Below are 18,227 nucleotides of genomic sequence, written 5' to 3'. Positions count from 1 at the left end.
TGTGCTCCACCGGTTTTAAACTTATACTAATAGAAGAAAACGTTCACAGTACAGAAGAGGTGACCTGTTATGGATCAGATGAAAGAAGCCTATGAGAAGCTTGGCCTTCCGGAAACCGCTAGCCGGGAGGAAGTCGAAGAGCGCTATACCCTTCTCATGCGCCAGGCCCGTTCCGAGCAGCGCAGAAGCCCGGAGAAAGCCGAGGCGGTAGAAGCCAGGTTCTCGGAAGCGACCCGGGCCTACCGATATATTACCGAGGAAGACGATCGCAAATCACTGGAAGAAATCAGCCGCCAGAAATACGGCAAGTTCAGAGGTCTCGCCGGCCCGGCTGAGAAAACCGAGCACTTCTTCCGTTACTACCGCTATCATGTGCTGGGCGCCTTAGCTTTGCTCGGGCTTGCCATTTACATTGTAATCAGCATTTTGAACTACCGCGCGGAGCAGGAGCGTCTCGCCCAGCTGCCTCCAGTCGATCTTTCCATCATGCTGCTCGGCACGTATATGATGCCGGACGGCGGCACAGAGACCGAGCCGCTGGAGCAGGCCATTCTGGAGCAGTTCCCAGAATGGAAGCGGGTGGAGGTCAATATGACCTACGTTCCGCCACTGAATTCCTCTAACCCATCCGACGCCGCGCTGCTGCAGAAAGCGCTGCTCATGATCAGCTCCGAGCGCCCTGATCTGTATATCGTAGATCAGAATTCCTATGAGTGGGTTGGCAATCAGGGAATATTCCAGCCGCTGGATGAGAAGATCAATCAGGACTGGAAGGACATCGCTGATCCCGGACTGCACATTAAAGGCCAGCTGGATGAAGATCCTGCGGAAAGGGTGTATGCGGTCAACATTACAGACAGCTCGCTGGTAGAGGGGCTGCCCGTAGCCAAGAATGAAATGTATGCCGGCATCAGCCCTGTCGCAGAGAATGAACAGAAAGCCTTCACCTTTATCCAGGCCTACCTGGAAGCTGTGCCAAGTCAATAGCCGACTGCGCGCCCTCCCGGGGGCTGTCCCAATAGTAGTAGATTCTTATTTACTCATAGAGGACAGCCTCTGTTTTTATCTAGGCATGACAGCGTGATCTTGATATAATATAAAGAATGAATTTCAGAGCGCTAATAAAGAGGAGATTATCTATGTCTGGACAAATTAAAATATTCGCCGACAGCACCTGTGATCTGCCGCCGGAATGGATTAGTGAGCATCAGATTGGCATAGTACCTTTATATGTAGTTTTCGGGGAGGATTCCTTGCGGGATGGCGTCGACATTACCCCTATTGAGCTGTACGCCAAGGTGGATCAGACGGGCGCACTCCCGAAGACCGCAGCCCCGTCTCCTTCAGATTTTATGGCTGCGTTCACTCCTTATATTGAGCAAGGAGATCAGATTCTGTATATCAGCCTTTCCTCGGAGCTGTCCTCCACCTACCAGAATGCATTGGTAGCGGCTGAAGAGCTGCCAGCCGGTCAGGTCACCGTCATTGACTCCCGCAATCTTTCCTGCGGAATTGGGCTATTGGTCATGAAAGCTGTGCAGGCTGTGAAGAATGGCTCCGACATGCCGCAGATTGTGGACATGCTGACAAGCACGATTAACCAGGTAGAATGTGAATTTGTTATTGATACGCTGGAATATCTGTACAAGGGCGGACGCTGCTCCGGCATGCAGAACCTCATTGGAAGCCTGCTCAAGATCAGACCGGTGATTAAGGTCGATGACGGCGTCATGACACCGGCCTATAAGGTGAGAGGCAAGAAGGAAAAGGCTCTAGAGCAAATGCTCGCGAATGCTCTGGCCAAAGCCGGGGACATGGATAATGATTTGATCATTGTCGTACATACAATGGCAGAGTCTGAGGCGAAATTCCTCCAGCAGGCTCTCCAAGAGAAGACTGGCGCGCGTCAGGTAGTCTTATCCACCGCAGGCTGCGTCATCAGCAGCCACTGTGGACCGCAGACCGTCGGCTTGATGTATACTAAGAAAATTTAAAGCCCGATATTATAAGAGCAGCCTGTGAAGATGATCTTCACAGGCTGCTCTCTTCGTTATGCTTCTACAGTTTCAACCGGCAGCAGAAACTCAAAGGTGCTGCCCTCCCCTTCCTTACTGTCCACAAAGATAGATCCGCCCATCAATTCCACCAACTGCTTGCAGATGGCCAGGCCCAGACCGGTGCCTCCATATTTGCGGTTCATGACCGGATGCAGCTGGGAGAAGGATTTAAAGAGCTCATCCAGCTTCTCCTCGGGAACCCCTACTCCGGTGTCGGATACTGTAAATTTGAGGATCGCAACGTCGTCCTTTTGATAAGAAACCGTCTCTACATGAATACTGATTCTTCCTTGTTCTGTAAACTTTACCGCATTCCCGACCAGATTGACGAGGATTTGCTTCACCCGTTGAGCATCTGCATGAATGATCTGAGGAACATTTTCTTTCATCGCCATATCCAGCGCCAATCCCTTATCGCTTGCCTGACTATGAAACAGACTGACGACGTCGTGAACGAGTGGACTCAATTCAAATACGGATGGGGCCAGTTGCATTTTGCCAGCCTCAATCTTGCTGAAGTCCAAAATATCATTCAAAATGCTCAGCAGCGATTCCGAGCTGCTCTTCAGCACCTCTGCATACTGCTGCTGCTCCTCCGTCAAGCCGCTGTCCACTAACAGATCTGCCATGCCGATCATTCCGTTCATCGGGGTACGGATTTCATGGCTCATCACCGCCATAAACTCCGATTTGGCCCGTGCCGTCTGCTCGGCCGATTCCTTCGCCTTCAGAATCTCCCGCTCGGTGGTGATGTCGTTGAACACGACAACCGCACCCTTCAGTTCACCCTGATCATAAATCGGATTGGTATGATAGCTAACGAGGAAGCTTGAGCCGTCCTTACGCCAGAATACATCCTCATGAATGATCCGCGGCAGCCCGTCTCTCAGTGTCTGATGAATTGGACATTCCCCAATATCATGATGGAGACCATCGGCCCGGGTATGATGGATGACATCGTGCTGAGCTGACCCCATGAACTCCTCCGGCGTAAAGCCGAGCATCCGGGCACCGGCAGGATTGACGAAGATCGCTTGACCATCATTGTCGAGACCGTAAATTCCCTCCATAACTGAATTCAAAATAAGACTGTGACGGCTGCTCAGCTCCTCTAACTGCCTTAAATAGTGAATCCGCTCTGTAATATCCATCGCAATTCCGTAGACCCCAACAATATTGCCGTTGATGATAATGGGAACGTTCGTGACATGGATCCGGCGCTCTTCTCCATCTTTACGGATAATGGTGCATTCATAGTATTGGGGATGCCCTTCTCTCGCTAGGTTAAAATGTGCAAGAGTGTGCGCCAAGTCACTTTCCTTGATCTGCTTGTGAAAGCTCATAGATACCAACTCCGCATGGGTATAGCCTGTTAAAGCCTCCAACTGCTTGTTCGCAGTCTGATAATTCCCATCCAGATCAAAGGAATATACGCTGGAAGGATTAAACTCCACCAGGGATTTATATCGCTGTTCACTTTCCTCCAGTTTTAACCGGGCCTCCCGCTGTTCGGTGATATCCCTTGACACTGCTACAATCTGCATCACCTGACCTGCCTGGTCATAAAAAAATCTTCCCGTGCTCTCCACCCACACATAGTGACCATCCTTATGTTTGAGACGATAGGAAACCGTATACATTCCATCCCGATCCAGAATCTTTTGCAAATACTGCACCACCAGAATCCGGTCATCCGGATGCTGTAATTCATACGCACTAGTGCCGATCAGCTCCTCCGGCTCATATCCAAGCAGCTTTAACGAAGCGGGTGAAGCATATGTATATCTGGCCTCTGCGCTCGGTTCATGCAGGGATATAAAATCCATGGAATGCTCCGCAATAATCTTTAACTTGTTCTCGCTTTCCCACAGTCGGAGCTGCGCTCGCTTCTCCTCGGTCACATCCCGGGCAATGCCATAAACCCCGATCGTTTCCTGCTGGACGATAATCGGTACATAAGTGACATGCACATTGCGGATGCTGCCGTCTCTATGTTTAAACACGGTCTCATAATCTTGTGGAGACCCCTTCAATGCTTCCCTCATCTTACTGGATCGGTGATCCTGGGCCGTCTCGGCGAGAAAGTCCTTCGGAGATGATTGAAGAAACTCTTCTCTTGAATATCCCGTGAGCTTTTCCGTGGACGGATTCGCATCCAGATAAGCGCCCTTCGTATCCATAATATAGATCGCATCGGGATGATTCATATATAGTGAACGGTAAGCACTGCCCTCAGAAATCAATTGCTCCAGTACTTGATTATTTTGAATCAAAGCAGCCTCATCCTCTCAGAAGTAGTACCACAGAGAATATACCACATTTCTTGTCAGATGATATCTAAATACGGCATAAATGCGTAATAAAACCTCAAATTTGTTTTGAATGCCTCCATCTAAAGCATTGACTCCTTTAGAGTGAAGCAATCCCCCCAAATACATAAAGGCGATCCCAAGAGCATTCTCCCGGTATCGCCATATCTACTTCTATATCATGCAGAATTAATTCATTCACAGGTTAGCTCAATCCGGCTTCCTTCACGCCTAGCAGTTCCTCCAAAAGCTTCATAAACTGGACTGCACGAATCGGCTTGGTTACGTACTCTACAAAGCCGGCTTCAAGCCCTCGTTCAATGTCTCTTGCCTCCGCAAACGAGCTTAAAGCAATGACCGGAATGTCCCGAGTCTTCTCATGCTCCTTCAGACGCTCCAGCGCTTCAAACCCGTCCATTCCCGGCAGCTGGATATCCATGATAATCAAATCGATCCTCTCTGACTGAGCGATCTCGATGCCCTGCTCCGCCGTTACTGCTTCTCGAAGTATGACCCCGTGCAGCCTCTTGATAACGTGGCGCATCACTTGCATGTTCAGCCGGTTATCCTCCACACACAGCACGCTTCGTGTCAAATCTTCACCCTCCTCCTAAACACAAAAAAACCAAAAAGAAACCACAGTCAGGCCCTTTTTTGGCTTGTGTCCGGCTCATGGTACGGTACATGTCCGATTCATTACCACCAAATATTTTTCTATGTTATCTAAATAGGTTAGTTAAAAACGTAAGCCGCAATACCTTTATCCTTGTCAAAATCCCAATCCACATAAACATCCGATAGTTCTTTCCCGAGTATTTCGCTCACCTGAATATCCTGACCGAACATTCTCTTCTCCAGCTTGCGCTTGGTCGTTCTCAGGACGTTCCCGTACCCGAGCTCCAGCAGCTCCTTCTCCAGCAGAATCAGAATGCCTTCACGGACGATAATCAATGTCTTGGGATTAACCCACCAGGAACGGATTCGTTCCGGCAGCTTCTGCACCCTTGCTGTCAGGATTGCGACTTGCTCGTGAACCTCGGCTTGCTCGTCATAGGTGTACTCGGTTAGAGATGAGCTTTCAAACAAACCCACAATAATTCCGGTTGCATTTTGAAGGCCCCAGTCGTAATACATCTCTTTTACATCAATACCTGTTTCATTCTTCAGATATTGCGTTAATTCAGGTAGAAGAGATTTCATTAAGAGCTCTCGCGTGTAGCGAAATGCCTGTTCTTCCTCCTTACTGAGCAGGAACTTCTCCACGGGACCGATAAAATTGCGGATGTGCAGCGATATGCAGCCATCTCCGATGGAAACATGCACAGATTCAGGACCTTTACCAAAGCGGTCTCTGAGCAGCTTCCCCGTGTAGCTGGCAATCTGGTTTATTAGGGACTGGGTAACCAAAATTTCACTCCTACCAAACAGAATACATATAAACAGCTTCTCTTATCTATTGTAACGCTTTTAAACTATAATACAACCAAATGATTTGGTATAATGCCAAATATTTTGGATTCCTTCAAAATGAAATCTTCCAGATCTGGATAACCCTTGCTTTGAGATACGAATTCTCACATGCTACGGGCTTTTTTAGGTTGTGGATGTGAATTCCAATCATCGGCCAAAACCTCATCACAAAAAGGCTGCTCCCTGCAGAATGATCCACAGACAGCAGCCTTCTTAACGATGCTAGAACGAAACGGCAGCATAGAGCGGGCTGTTCAATGACTCCAGCGTGTGCACGCTCCGGATGTAGCGAACGGTCCGGGTACGAGAGTACATCATCACAGAATGCGTTTCCGCGCGTCCGCCCGGCAGAAACTTGACACCAGGCAAGAAGTCTCCAGAGGTCACGCCGGTTGCCGTAAACAGTACCCCGCTTCCGCCAACCATATCCTCCATGCCAAGCAGCTGTCTCGGATCCTGAAGCCCCATACTCCGGCAGCGAATGTGATCTTCCGTTGTTTCCGGAATTAGCTTTCCTTGAATCTCTCCTCCCAGACAGCTTAACGCTGCCGCTGCGAGTACTCCTTCCGGAGCTCCGCCAGATCCCACATACAGATCTACTCCGCTGTCTGTGCAGGTTTCGATAGCTCCCATGACATCTCCATGACTCAAGAGCTTGATTCTCACACCGGATTGACGCAGCGCGGCAATCATCTCCTGATGGCGTTCCCGGTCCAGGATGGACACGGTAATGTCTGCAAGAGATCTGTTCAAGATCTGGGATGCCTTGGCGAGCGTCACCTCGATCGGGTCCTCCAGGCTGAGCTTACCCGCCAGCGCAGGTCCTACCGCCAGCTTATGCATGTAGATATCCGGTGCATGAAGCAGGCTGCCTTTAGGCGCGGCGGCGATCACCGATATCGCATTATTCAGTCCGTTAGCTACCGTCTCGGTGCCTTCCAAAGGATCGACCGCAATGTCCATCTGCGGCCCTTTCCCGCTGCCGATCCGCTCTCCGATAAACAGCATCGGGGCTTCATCCATTTCTCCCTCACCAATTACCACGGTCCCATCCATCACCACTTTGTCAAAGTGAGTTCTCATGGCTGCCGTTGCAGCGCCATCTGCGCTGTTCTTGTCCCCTCTGCCTGTCCAGCGGGCTGAAGCCAGCGCCGCCTCCTCTGCCACTCTTACCAGATCCAATGCCAATGGACTTTCCATCGTAAATCCCTCCCGGAGAATTGTTTATATGCTCGGCGTGCTTCCTTCTTGCGATAATGATTGAATAATGAGTCCTGCGGTTTCCTCAATAGCTTTATCAGTAACGTCAATGACCGGACAATTCAGCTGCTGAAACAAATTATGCGCATATTGAAGCTCTTCCTGAATACGCTCCAGCGCCGTATACTGTACCTCATTGGGTAGCCCCATGACCTTGAGCCGTTCGGTGCGGATCTTGAGCAGATGCCGCGCATCCATCGTCAGTCCGAAGATCTTGCCAGGGCTAACCTCCTTCAGCTGTGAAGGGGTGGACAGCTCTGGTACAACGGGATAGTTCACGGTCTTGTAGCCTTTATGAGCCAGAAACATGGACAAAGGGGTCTTGGAAATGCGGGAAACTCCAAGCAAGATAACATCTGCTTTCAAAATAGCCCCAACATCCTTGCCGTCATCATATTGAACCGCAAATTCCATCGCTTCCACCCGGCGGAAATAGCCTTCATCCAGCCGGTGCAGCAATCCTGGCATCCGTTTCGGGTAATCATTGAAGGTATCGGCAATGGCCTGAACCATCGGTCCCATAATATCGACAGCTCTGACATTCAGCCGCACCGCTTCCTCCCGAATGACCTCGCGCAGCTCCGGCTGCACGAGCGTATAAGCTACAACGCCATTTCTGGCGGAAACTTCATTCATCAGCTGAACAATTTCATCCTCTTCACGCACATTCATATAACGCTTGATCTCGGCACCCTTCAGTTCAAACTGCCTTAGCGCCGCCTGAACGACGGCTTCTGCCGTCTCTCCGATGGAGTCCGAGCATATTGCAATAAAATGAGCCGGTGACTGATACATCCCATTCCTCCCACTACTCTTCTGAAACCATGTCGAGCAACATTTTTATGATATTCGTCTTGGTGATCCGGCCCACTACTTTCCAGGCATCCGGATTGTCACTTTCGGATTTGACAACCACGGGAAGGCTATCAATTTGCTGGGCAATAATCTTGCGGGCCGCATCCAGTACGGTGTCCTCCGGCTCAACCGTGGTCACATTCGCCCTGCGCGTCATAATGAGACTGACCGGCATGGACGAGGCGGATGGATTACCCAGAGTAACCTTGAGCAGATCCTTCCGGGAGACAATCCCGGCGAGATGACCCTCCGCGTCCGTCACGATCAGGTTGCCTACATTTTCAAGGAACAGGGACACAACCGCTTCCTGTATCGTTGTCGTCTCCCGAATAATAATGGGAACACTGTGCAGGTCTCCGACCTTCATCTTCAGCAGGCTCAGCTTCTGCTCCCGCTCTGCCGCTCCCCGGTTGCCGAGAAAATATCCGACCTTCGGCTTCGCATCAATATAATCTAGAATAACCAGCTTGGATAAATCCGTTCGCAGCGTCGCGCGGCTGACATTGAGCATTTCTGCAATCTGCTCTCCTGTAATGGGAGCATGCTTCTTCACAACATTCACAATTTCCATTTGCCTCGCTGTCAGTTCGATGTCCTATCCCTCCTGCACCCGACCCTCTGGCTCCATGAGCCGGACCGGACCTCAACATTCAACACGTGAAATGCAGCTGCGCCTTACAGTCATCAATATGCATTTCATATTTCATAATTAACGATATATTACGTCATATATAAGGAATGTGCAATATATTGAAAGCTGAAAATTATTAATCATCCTGATACATCTTTTTTATCAGAGACTTGATTACGCCTCGGTTTGAGGACTGCAGGACGGAGATTGGCACAGTCCGTGGATGATTTTCACTCCATTTGTCGGTAAGGTATCCACCATTTCTCCGCATTTGGAGCAGATCACTAACCCTAAATCCTGATTGTGCTGCCCTTGCAGCGACCCAGTACCCTCGTTAAGCATTGTTTTCATGATTGCTCCTCCTCAAATTTGAATTAATCATCCTGTTTGTTGATTTAATTATATAATACGTCATATATATTTATTATGCAACATATTTTAACCTATTTTTTCCCGGCATAATCATCGGGACCGTAAAAAAACCGCACGGCTCTATCAGCCATACGGTCATTCCATCTCATTGAGCTGTATTTGGAAGCTTGAAGCCTTTATGTTGAACTATGTTTCCTGCACTCATCCCGTCCGCAATAGCTGTGAAAGATCTTTACCCCATCTGTCGGCAGCGTATCGATCATTTCTCCACAGCGGGTACAAATGACCAGCCCCCAATCCTTACTGCACTCATTTTGTCGCTGTGGTGCACCCATGCCTGCGAGCGTTTTCATAAGTTTCCTCCCTGCTCCCGATGGACAGCCGGCAAGGCTCATGCTCCGGGACTGTTCTTGGTTTGCTTACCTTATTGTATTTTGGTGTAAAAGATGTTATGCGTGATTTATTATGCAACGGAAGCCATAATCCTGAAGTATAATGGAGCATGACATCTAAAATACATATATTGGAGGAATCACCTTGAGCCAGCTTGGTCAAATGATTAAACAGGGCAACACCTCATCAGGCATTGCTGCACTAGGCAACACCTGCCTGGCTATTATCAAAGCGATTGCCGCCGGGATTAGCGGCAACGGAACGATGTTCGCGTCTGCCATGCATTCCATCGCAGACGCGGTGAATCAGGGCTTCGTCTTTGTCGGAAGCGTGCTCGCTGAGAAAAAACCGACGAAGAAATTTCCCGGAGGATTCGGAAGGGTCATTAACCTCGTGTGCATGGTCGCTGTTATCGTCGTTACAGTGATGGCTTATGAAACGATTCTAAAGGGCTTCAAGCTGCTGCAATACCCGGAAGAATCAAGCAATTTTTTACTGAATCTGATCGTACTACTTGTTGCAGTCGTCATTGACGGCTCCATTTTGTTGAAAGCGATGAAGGAAATCGTGAAGGAAACCAAGGCCGATCTCACTGAAGGCGGTCTGGTGCGGTCTGCTTTCCGGAATGTCGGCCGAGCAGCGCCTCCCACCCGACTAGTGTTTTATGAAGATATTGTTGCTACATCAGGCGCCTTATTCGCTCTTGTTGCGATCGTATTTGCGGAATTCTTCAGCTTCAGCCTTTTGGACGGCGTCGCCACCATACTTATCGGCTTCCTGATGATCGGCGTTGCGTTTAAGGTAGGCTATGATAATATGGTCGGATTGATTGGTGTGTCGGCGCCCCGGGATGTGGAGGAGAAAATATCGAGTCTGATTCTTAGAAATCCGGATGTGACCGACATTCGCCGTCTGCACATTATTCAGGAAGGCCGCACCTATCATGTGGAAGCTTATATTGAGCTGAGATCCGGCATGACCCTGAGTGAAGCCACACAAACCAAGACTCGCATCGCCGCAAAATTAACGTCAGATCATGACGTATCAGATGTTGTGCTGGGCATTCTGGAGGACGACGGAGTCCGTATGTGGAATCCCAAATATGATCTGGAGTAATAAAACAGGCTGTCTCCCTTGCCCAAGCGGGCAGGAGGAGACAGCCTGTTTTGATGGTATACCAAGGTTAAGAGATGCTGTGCCGGTCGAGAAAATCTGCGATTCTGGCGTATGCTATTTTTTCGTTATCTTTTTTTGCAATGCCGTGGCCTTCGTCGTCAAAGACGAGGTATTCTACATCTCTCCCCTTCTCGCGCAGCGCTTCCACGATCTGATCCGACTCCTCCTTCACGACCCGGGGATCATTTGCACCCTGGATAATGAGCAAAGGATTTGTCATCTGATCCAAATAAGTGATCGGGGAATCCTTGATAAATCGTTCCCGGTCACGTTCAGGATTCCCGAGCCAGCGTTCCATCATCGGCTTCCAGTGCTCCGGTACAGAATTATAGAAGGTCAATAGATTGCTTACGCCCACGATATCCACGGCAGCCCGAAAATATTCCGGATTGCGCCCGGCAAGCAGCAGTGTCATGTATCCTCCATAGCTGCCTCCCATAACAAAGAGCTTCTCCCGTTCGGAGATCCCCTGTTCAAACAGCCACTCCATTCCAGCAAGGCAATCCTTCCGAGGACCTTCGCCCCAATCCTGCTCAACCAGCTTGACGAAGGAGCTGCCATACCCGGTGCTGCCGCGGAAATTAGGGCAGAAAATATGATACCCTCTCGCTAAAAGATATTGAAACATGGCACGAAACTGCTTCCGCTCTGCAGCCTGCGGTCCCCCGTGCGGCCAGAAAATTGTTCTGCCATTCTTATTCTCTTCCTTCGCCCGGTAGAGCAAGGCTTCGATTTGCATGCCATCAAAAGAAGAATAGGTGACGGTTTCCGGAGAGGAGAGCTCATGATCCGTCAGACCGGTAATAACATTTTTGGTCAGCATAGTCCAGGCTTCATCTTGATAACGATAAATATTATGAGGCTTTGCTGCACCTCTCGCAAGCACGTACAATGCACCGGAGCGCGCCGCGACGATCTGGTCCACGATATCTCCAGGAAGTGCTATAGCAGCAAGCCTGCCGGTACGGAGTTGATAGCTGTAGAGCCGATCCTCAACACCCTTGTCGGTTAGAATGTACAGCATACCGGAGCCCTTGTCATACTTTATTCGGCTGACAGCCTCCCGCTCCAGCTGAACCAGAGGACGGAATTGCTCCTTCTGTATGCTATATTCCGCAACATAAGCATATTCTGCATTATAATCTGTCACAAACACCAAGCGTTCATGGTCAAGGTAAATCGCATCCCCGGACATATGCACCTGCTCTGGGTCCGGAGTCAGGCAGGTGCTCTGCCCATCCTTTAGCAAGTAGCTGACATAATAAGTGTTCGCATAGGATTGGGTATATACCAGGCTGCTTTCATCCGGGCTTACAGCCGATAGCTCTGTAGTGACATCCTTCCCTTCCAGCAGCAGCTCATCATGACCCGTATCCAGGTGATATCTGCGAGTGTTCAGGCAGGATGGATTGTCTTTCGACGTATTGTAGTACAGCCTTGTCCCGTCCTCCGAGAGATGAGCGAAATAATGCTTATCCTCCGGTGACACATCATCAAACAACGGCAGGGGCTCACCACCATTCCAAGGCAGGGCATACAGCTGGTAATTTTCATCGCCGTCTCGGTCAAATGAAGTTAGAATATGCCTTTCCAGCGGATCGGCTTTCATAAATTGGCATTGCTGATCATTATATGTAAGCGGATACGGATAGGAGCCTCCTCCATCCAGGTCCATCGCCCAAAGATTGAATGCTCCGTTCAGATTACTGCTGAACAGCAATCGCCTCTCATCCCTGCTTAAACCGAAATGGCGAATAATATAAGTCTGGAAGAACTGCTCCACGTCAGGCTTGGGAAACTGCAGCATCTATAAACCCCCTTAAAAGTTCAACTTTTTTTGTACAAGTTTTTCATTATTATAAGCCACTGAGATTCCTTTTACAATCAAAAAAACTCCGGCAGTCATGCACCGGAGCCTCCTTGATCAATATCTCTCTGTCTATTAACCGATAGATTAATAGAAACAAGAATATGAGCTGATCCTGCGTAAATCAATCCCGAAATAATACCAGAAGCGGCCTGACCAGCGGAAGCCGGCAGCTGAATTCCGGCCTACAAACGTAGGGTAATACCAGAAGCTTTCGCCGTTATTCAACCAGATATAAGTATTCCGGTAAAGACAGCCGCGGATCCCGCCCGGATCGACCGCCATCAGCGAAGGTGAAGACTGCTGCGGTACAGCGGCTGGCGGCGGCGCTGTTGGCGGCTGGCCAGGTGCTCCGGGGCCGGGTCCAAATCCTGGAGGACCGAAGGGTCCTCCAGGTCCAGGTCCGGGCCCAGGTCCAAATCCGGGTCCTTGCGGTCCAGGCGGAAACCCTGGCAGGCTAAAGGGTGAGAACATTCCCATTTCAAACACTCCTTGTCAAAGTAGGCTGATACACAGTATGCGGGAGTGCTTGACTGGGTTTGGGCTCTGCCGGGTTTATTTCATGCGCTTTAGCAGGTTCAGAACCGACTGAGCGGTTTCTGCCCGATTGGCTGCCGATGCCGGATCGAAGACGGATTCTCCCCGTCCGGACATCAGGCCCAATAAGATCGCTTTGTTCACGTCCTCCCCAGCCCAAGGTGACACCTGAGTGCTGTCCATATAGTTAGAAAGGAGATTCCCCCCTGCCATTTCCTCATTAGACAGCCACTCATAGGCTCTTACCAGCAATACCGCGATTTGCTCCCGAGTAACCGGCTCAGAAGGTGCAAAGCTGCTGTCGGTTATCCCTTGCACCAGCCCTGCCTGTACTGCGGCCGCAATGTCATCTGCATACCAGGCATTGTCCGGCACGTCTGTAAAGTCTGTATCCCCTGCAGACGTAGCCAGTCCCAAGGCTCTGACCAGCAGCGCGGTAAATTCTGCTCGCGTTGTTACTGCCCGGGGAACGAATCTCTCCTCGGTCATGCCCTCTACAATATGCTTGGCGGACAAGATTTGCAGAGTCCTGTGAGCCCAATGCGTCTCTGGCACATCCTCGAAGGTTTTGTTATATTCAAGAATCGCGTAGGTTCCCGGACGATCCAGCTCTGCCGCTGCCTCACTGCGTCCCTCCATGATCTCGCCACCGACAAACACCCAGGTGCTGCTTGAATCGTTATACCTATACATACCGATCAATTCCTCATCTACCTGAGTACTCAGGTACGGCATTTCCAGTCTCAGCGGTTCGCTAAAGGTATTCATATGCAGCTCCTCTCCCGCTGAGCTCCGAAGGTACATATGAACCTCCAATACTTCAGAGCCTGCCTTTAAGACGTCACTGTCTGTTCGCGGTGCTTCCTCATCAGGCTCTTGCAAAGAGACAATCATCTGTGCGTCTGTTACCGACGGATACAGTTTCTTCAGCTCTTGAAATGTAGAAAAGGGTACATGTAACGTTCCATGTTCCGATTGGACTTGAAGATGACTCCCATCCAGCCATTCATCGGCCTGATATGGCAAGACTGCTGCATCCATTCCTTGCTTGAGAGAGATGGATACGCCTCCTTGATCAGCATCCTTTTTCTGCAGCTCCGCAGAGCCAAAGCTCTGCTCCCCTTCTCTAACCGGGGGTTGCGGAGTCTGCGGACTTACAGGTGCAGGCGATGCCGGATTTGGCGTTACAGGAGGATTCGGTGACCCCGGAGGAGCCGGCTCCTCCGCTGCGGTGACCGTAATTTCAACCGTGTTCGTAGTAGCAGCAGCGGTATCCTGGAGCACAGACGCAGAAATCGTAACCGTGCCCTCCTTCAAACCGGTCAACACACCGTCTTCTATTGAAGCGATCGAAGCATCACTAATCTGGTACGTAATGTCCGTTCCATCGGAGTTACCATTAAGGCCGTTCATCAGCTGTAAGGTGACCGGCAGCTCCGTAGACTGTCCTACCGGAACGGAAGTCGATTCAGCGCTGAGCGATGCTCCGGTCATCCGCACCGGAAGCTTCATTAGCTCGGAGCCTTTTTTGTAATACACGCTGCCGTCCGGACCCAAAGCCATCACATGCACATCCGGCGTAATCAGCTTGTTGTAAGCCAGCGTCTGCGGATCAAACACCATCAGCTGTCTGCCAATGGTTGTATACAGCAGACCATCCGGAGCCCAGTACAGGAAGAACGGACGCCAGTTGCTCGCCTTCTGTCCGGTCGTTAAGATCCGGTAACGCAGGATATCCTTATTTTCCGGATCCATCACAAACAGGGCTGAGGAATTTTCCGACTCCAAGGACGTGCCCCACATGATCCCGTACAGATTGCCGTCCGGACCGATGCTGAGCTCTCCGATCATTTTAGGCTCAAAGCCAGGCACATTCGGGATAAACTCCGCTGTTTTGCTCGCTGTGGCCGCGTCCCATTCAAACATTTTTGCGGAGGTTTCACTTGGATCAATACCAAGCCCGCCCCAGATGGAAGAGCCTCCATACAGCTTCCCGTTATGATACGCAAGACCAATAATGCTCTGATTCTGAATGACATTCTGATACGTATTCCATTCATCGGTTGGCTCGTGGTATACCGTCAGTGCTCCTCCAAGCTGTCCGTAATCCGCCACGAAGCCGATAAACAGGCGGTCATCTCCGCTTGTAAAGGTCATCGTCCGGCTCTGCATTGCCGGTATATCGTGATAGAAGCCAGGGTTTACCCCCAGATTGTACGGCTGAGATAGATCATAGCGCCAGATCTTGGCCCCTCCGTAGAGTCCGAAATACACCTTGTTATTCAGGAAGCCCGTGCTGGAGATCTGATGCGGCTCCTTCTCTTGTCTTTCAAAATAGCCTTTATTCGTATCATAGATGCTCATAGCACCCTGATACCCGCCCATATAGAACTTGTTATCCGGTCCCAGCTCGAAGGAATTGATCTCAATCCCGCTCTTCGCTACATCCGGAACGTTCGTTTCCAGCGTATGGCTTACAGGGTCGAATATAGCCAGGTCCACTTCATTGGAAAGCATGGACAGCACCTTGCGTCCTGCATTCGGACCCTCGGTCAGCTCCACCCAATCCATCGCCATCAATCGCTTGTCTGGCAGAATCACTTGAGGCGTGACCGCTGCCGCTTCATTAGTGGCCCGGTTATAGGTCCACAACTCAGACGTATGCTGATTGCGATAATACATCAGGTCACTGTTGTGAGGAGATGGCGGTGAGATTTTGCCATCGGATGCCTCCGGATCCTCGTAAAGAAGACGTTTAACTGTAGTATAGGTAATGGTCTCTCCGCCAGCGTCATAATTGTTCTCATCTTCATTCATAATGAGCAGAGAGGTGCCATGAGTGAGGTACAGCTTCTGATCATATACCTCAATGCTGGAGATCCCTGCCCGGATTCCGGTAATCGGTGTATTGATCTCGATCCTGTCACCGGTTTGGCGGTCAATCCGGATAAGATGGCCCTCTGTCGTAATGCCGGCATAGAAATATTTGTCCGTCACACCGGAGCCGCGCACATACTCTTGTCCCGGATACAAGGTGCCGTAGTCACTATACTGTCCGGTCGAAATGTCATACTCGAATGCTTTGGAATCCGGATACGTGGAGCCGTAAATTTTACCGTCTGCGCTGGCGTCCAGATCCCAGATCCATTTGTTCGACGGATTTTCACCCAGGCTTTCCAGCTCCTGCGTCACTCGATTATAACGATACATAATACCGGACTGCGTCCCCGCAACATAAGGGTTTCCGTCCGACCCTACCGTAACGGCCCAGATCACGTCAGTAGACGGAATCTCCGCTGTGAATTTCACATCCCCCGTTATAGCGTCAAGTGCGTAGAACTGCGCGGGGGAGCCACTCGCACCAAAATAAATTTCACCGTTACCGATCGCCCCGCCGTTCGTCTTTGCGACTACCGTTGCATCTCCCAAAGAGACAGGCTCACCAAACTCGGTGGTCATCGTAAGCACGGTCACTTCCTCAAAGGTGACGTCATCATAATAAGCATCAACATCAATCGTGCTGTATCCCGAATATAGCAAAATGCGTGCTTTTACCGCTCCGGCAGGGGCTTTGCCTTCAACGGTAACCCGGTTCCAGGATTGTACAGGGGCCTCTGCGCCCTGAGACATGGAGCCGACCTCATCGTTTGATGCATCGTAATATTTAATATAGATTCGCCCAGAGCCCTCGGCAATGTACAGATTGGTAGAAGCCCCGTATGACTTGCCCGCCTCGACATCCATATAGTCACTGTAAACCAAGACCGCAGATTCACTGTTATCATCGGTAATTCTAAGGCTGTGGCTGCCACTGGCTGCCTGTACCTGACTCACCTCTACCATCGTATTTGCCTTCAATGGATTCGGGCTCGTTGTCCAGCCCGGGATGACACCGTCATTCACCGGCTGCTCGAACCCGGCATTGGGAGGTGTAGTTTCCTCCGCGCTCACCTGGTATCTATACGCCTGAACATGATCGTAATAGCCTTTGAACGTATTGTCCCGATGCGAGTACAGGAACACAATCGCGTACTGCGCCCCTTCCGGAACCGGCGGTGTATCTCCGCCTAGCTGCACCCATTGCCCCTGAACAACCTCGGCTGCCGGAATTTTAAATTTGACGTCCTGGTACTGAATTCGGTTGGCATTGGTAATGACATCGGAGTTGAAATAGCGAACCCACATATCGATACCGCCATCTGATCCCGTCGTGCTGAACTGCTCTGCATATACACTGGCTGTAACATTCAGAATCTCGCCCTCTTGAACAGCAAATGCCTTACTTTCAACACCTACATTCTGCTGATCAACGTCAAAATGAATGCTTTGATTCCCCGTGGCATACACGGAATCACTGACCGTAACGCCAGCTGAAACCCCGCTGATCCAATATCTCCAATCCATCGGAAGCCCTTTATCGTTCGGCTCGCCCTCAAAGTCTCCATTCTCCAAGCCCACTGGAAGCAGCTGTGGACTGGAATCTCCATACACCTGCTTGTCCGGCATGTTCCATGGAACCATAGTCAGAGTCAATGCGACCGTCAGTAAGACAGCCATGCTTCTGCGGAGTGCTCTGTGCAACGTCATCTTCCTTCATCTCCTCGCTTCGTATTTGGGTTCACCAGCTTTGAATCCGCTTACAAAGGTAGATCCTTAGACCGTGCTGACTGCCTTTAGGCACCGCCGGATCCCCAGATCCAGGTATGTACGTGAGAGCTGCAGTCCCCTCAACTGGATCATATGATGATCATAACAGCCGTTTTTTGATTGCACAACCTTGATGTAATGTATTTACAATGACCAAAATATGACCATAAATATTTGCACCAGAGCATAGACTCTTCTGGTATTTCAATTTCGGCATACAAAAAAGCTCCCGCAGCGGAGGGGGCCGCTGAAAAAGTCCTGACTAAATCGAAGAAGGTACTGCACCCGAAATAATTAAGGGAGCAGTACCTTTTTTTGTTGTTAAATAAGGTTAACGCAAAAGATGGTGTATCCGCCAACGAAGGCGTGGTCGCTGCAGGAAGAGGGGGCTTCCGATCGCTCCTTCGTCATCTACTGCAAAACCGTTAAGATAGAATGGAAGCCCTCTGTTCCAGAATCAACCTTCGTTTTCATTCAGCCCGTACACGTCCTTGTATGACCTGATCGTGCCTAAAGACAAAAAAGCGTCGCGGCTGGCGTAACTGTAAAACCCTGATGGGCGACACGCGTATTCGGAGAAAGACAACCTGATCTACACCAAAGGGGAGCATATCATCGCTTTTATTGCGAGCTCGGTGCCCCTTTTTTTATAT

At 50.2% G+C, this 18,227-nt stretch carries 14 protein-coding genes; 3 read left to right on the top strand and 11 right to left on the bottom strand.

Annotated features, from left to right (window positions below; genetic code table 11):
- Window positions 1–69 precede the first annotated feature (69 nt).
- Window positions 70–987: a J domain-containing protein gene (locus tag ACH6EH_RS05245; RefSeq protein WP_397331412.1), complete on the top strand. Its 918-nt coding sequence runs from the start codon at window positions 70–72 to the stop codon at window positions 985–987.
- Between the two features lie 152 nt (window positions 988–1,139).
- Window positions 1,140–1,994 (top strand): DegV family protein, encoded by an 855-nt coding sequence (locus ACH6EH_RS05240; RefSeq protein WP_397331411.1) that lies wholly within the window; start codon window positions 1,140–1,142, stop codon window positions 1,992–1,994.
- Between the two features lie 56 nt (window positions 1,995–2,050).
- On the opposite strand, the gene ACH6EH_RS05235 is transcribed toward ACH6EH_RS05240, so the two are convergent.
- The 8 genes from ACH6EH_RS05235 to ACH6EH_RS05200 all read right to left on the bottom strand — a co-directional run bounded on the left by ACH6EH_RS05235 (window position 2,051) and on the right by ACH6EH_RS05200 (window position 9,307).
- Entirely contained in the window at window positions 2,051–4,330 is a 2,280-nt protein-coding gene (locus tag ACH6EH_RS05235) for a PAS domain S-box protein (protein ID WP_397331410.1), read from the bottom strand.
- Between the two features lie 241 nt (window positions 4,331–4,571).
- Window positions 4,572–4,961, bottom strand: a complete 390-nt coding sequence (locus tag ACH6EH_RS05230) for a response regulator (protein ID WP_138226564.1) — start codon at window positions 4,959–4,961, stop codon at window positions 4,572–4,574.
- A gap of 137 nt (window positions 4,962–5,098) precedes the next feature.
- Window positions 5,099–5,773, bottom strand: coding sequence for a Na-translocating system protein MpsC family protein (locus ACH6EH_RS05225; RefSeq protein ID WP_138226565.1), 675 nt, complete (start codon window positions 5,771–5,773; stop codon window positions 5,099–5,101).
- Window positions 5,774–6,058: 285 nt separating this feature from the next.
- Window positions 6,059–7,036 (bottom strand): class II fructose-bisphosphatase, encoded by a 978-nt coding sequence (gene glpX, locus ACH6EH_RS05220; RefSeq protein ID WP_397331409.1) that lies wholly within the window; start codon window positions 7,034–7,036, stop codon window positions 6,059–6,061.
- A gap of 24 nt (window positions 7,037–7,060) precedes the next feature.
- Entirely contained in the window at window positions 7,061–7,891 is an 831-nt protein-coding gene (locus tag ACH6EH_RS05215; RefSeq protein WP_397331408.1) for a pyruvate, water dikinase regulatory protein, read from the bottom strand.
- A 13-nt stretch (window positions 7,892–7,904) separates the two neighbouring features.
- Window positions 7,905–8,522, bottom strand: coding sequence for a helix-turn-helix transcriptional regulator (locus ACH6EH_RS05210; RefSeq protein WP_138226568.1), 618 nt, complete (start codon window positions 8,520–8,522; stop codon window positions 7,905–7,907).
- A 234-nt stretch (window positions 8,523–8,756) separates the two neighbouring features.
- Window positions 8,757–8,933: a GapA-binding peptide SR1P gene (locus ACH6EH_RS05205; RefSeq protein ID WP_397331407.1), complete on the bottom strand. Its 177-nt coding sequence runs from the start codon at window positions 8,931–8,933 to the stop codon at window positions 8,757–8,759.
- A gap of 197 nt (window positions 8,934–9,130) precedes the next feature.
- On the bottom strand, window positions 9,131–9,307 hold the full coding sequence (locus ACH6EH_RS05200; RefSeq protein ID WP_233281025.1) for a GapA-binding peptide SR1P: 177 nt from the start codon (window positions 9,305–9,307) through the stop codon (window positions 9,131–9,133).
- A gap of 202 nt (window positions 9,308–9,509) precedes the next feature.
- Here ACH6EH_RS05200 and ACH6EH_RS05195 point away from each other — a divergent pair, with 202 nt between their 5' ends.
- On the top strand, window positions 9,510–10,463 hold the full coding sequence (locus ACH6EH_RS05195) for a cation diffusion facilitator family transporter (protein ID WP_397331549.1): 954 nt from the start codon (window positions 9,510–9,512) through the stop codon (window positions 10,461–10,463).
- Between the two features lie 67 nt (window positions 10,464–10,530).
- Here ACH6EH_RS05195 and ACH6EH_RS05190 read toward each other — a convergent pair whose 3' ends face one another.
- From ACH6EH_RS05190 to ACH6EH_RS05180, 3 genes are all read right to left on the bottom strand, one after another.
- Window positions 10,531–12,330 carry a S9 family peptidase gene (locus tag ACH6EH_RS05190; RefSeq protein WP_397331406.1) on the bottom strand — a complete coding sequence of 600 codons (1,800 nt, stop codon included), beginning with the start codon at window positions 12,328–12,330 and terminating at the stop codon, window positions 10,531–10,533.
- Window positions 12,331–12,674: 344 nt separating this feature from the next.
- A complete protein-coding gene (locus tag ACH6EH_RS05185) occupies window positions 12,675–12,875 on the bottom strand; it encodes a hypothetical protein (protein ID WP_397331405.1) in 201 nt (66 codons plus the stop codon).
- Window positions 12,876–12,945: 70 nt separating this feature from the next.
- On the bottom strand, window positions 12,946–17,514 hold the full coding sequence (locus ACH6EH_RS05180; RefSeq protein WP_397331404.1) for an S-layer homology domain-containing protein: 4,569 nt from the start codon (window positions 17,512–17,514) through the stop codon (window positions 12,946–12,948).
- Window positions 17,515–18,227 lie beyond the last annotated feature (713 nt).

Origin of the sequence: Paenibacillus sp. JSM ZJ436, assembly GCF_044383795.1 — a bacterium.
Taxonomy (GTDB): domain Bacteria; phylum Bacillota; class Bacilli; order Paenibacillales; family Paenibacillaceae; genus Paenibacillus_AQ; species Paenibacillus_AQ algicola.
Note: the sequence above shows the minus strand (reverse complement) of the source record. Positions and strands in the feature narration are given on the sequence as shown.

Coding starts and splice junctions, on each gene's coding strand:
- ACH6EH_RS05200 (WP_233281025.1), bottom strand. CDS start 9,307: ATGAAAACGCTCGCAGGCATGGGTGCACCACAGCGACAAAATGAGTGC.
- ACH6EH_RS05205 (WP_397331407.1), bottom strand. CDS start 8,933: ATGAAAACAATGCTTAACGAGGGTACTGGGTCGCTGCAAGGGCAGCAC.
- ACH6EH_RS05195 (WP_397331549.1), top strand. CDS start 9,510: ATGATTAAACAGGGCAACACCTCATCAGGCATTGCTGCACTAGGCAAC.
- ACH6EH_RS05245 (WP_397331412.1), top strand. CDS start 70: ATGGATCAGATGAAAGAAGCCTATGAGAAGCTTGGCCTTCCGGAAACC.
- ACH6EH_RS05240 (WP_397331411.1), top strand. CDS start 1,140: ATGTCTGGACAAATTAAAATATTCGCCGACAGCACCTGTGATCTGCCG.
- ACH6EH_RS05180 (WP_397331404.1), bottom strand. CDS start 17,514: ATGACGTTGCACAGAGCACTCCGCAGAAGCATGGCTGTCTTACTGACG.
- ACH6EH_RS05190 (WP_397331406.1), bottom strand. CDS start 12,330: ATGCTGCAGTTTCCCAAGCCTGACGTGGAGCAGTTCTTCCAGACTTAT.
- ACH6EH_RS05210 (WP_138226568.1), bottom strand. CDS start 8,522: ATGGAAATTGTGAATGTTGTGAAGAAGCATGCTCCCATTACAGGAGAG.
- ACH6EH_RS05215 (WP_397331408.1), bottom strand. CDS start 7,891: ATGTATCAGTCACCGGCTCATTTTATTGCAATATGCTCGGACTCCATC.
- glpX (WP_397331409.1), bottom strand. CDS start 7,036: ATGGAAAGTCCATTGGCATTGGATCTGGTAAGAGTGGCAGAGGAGGCG.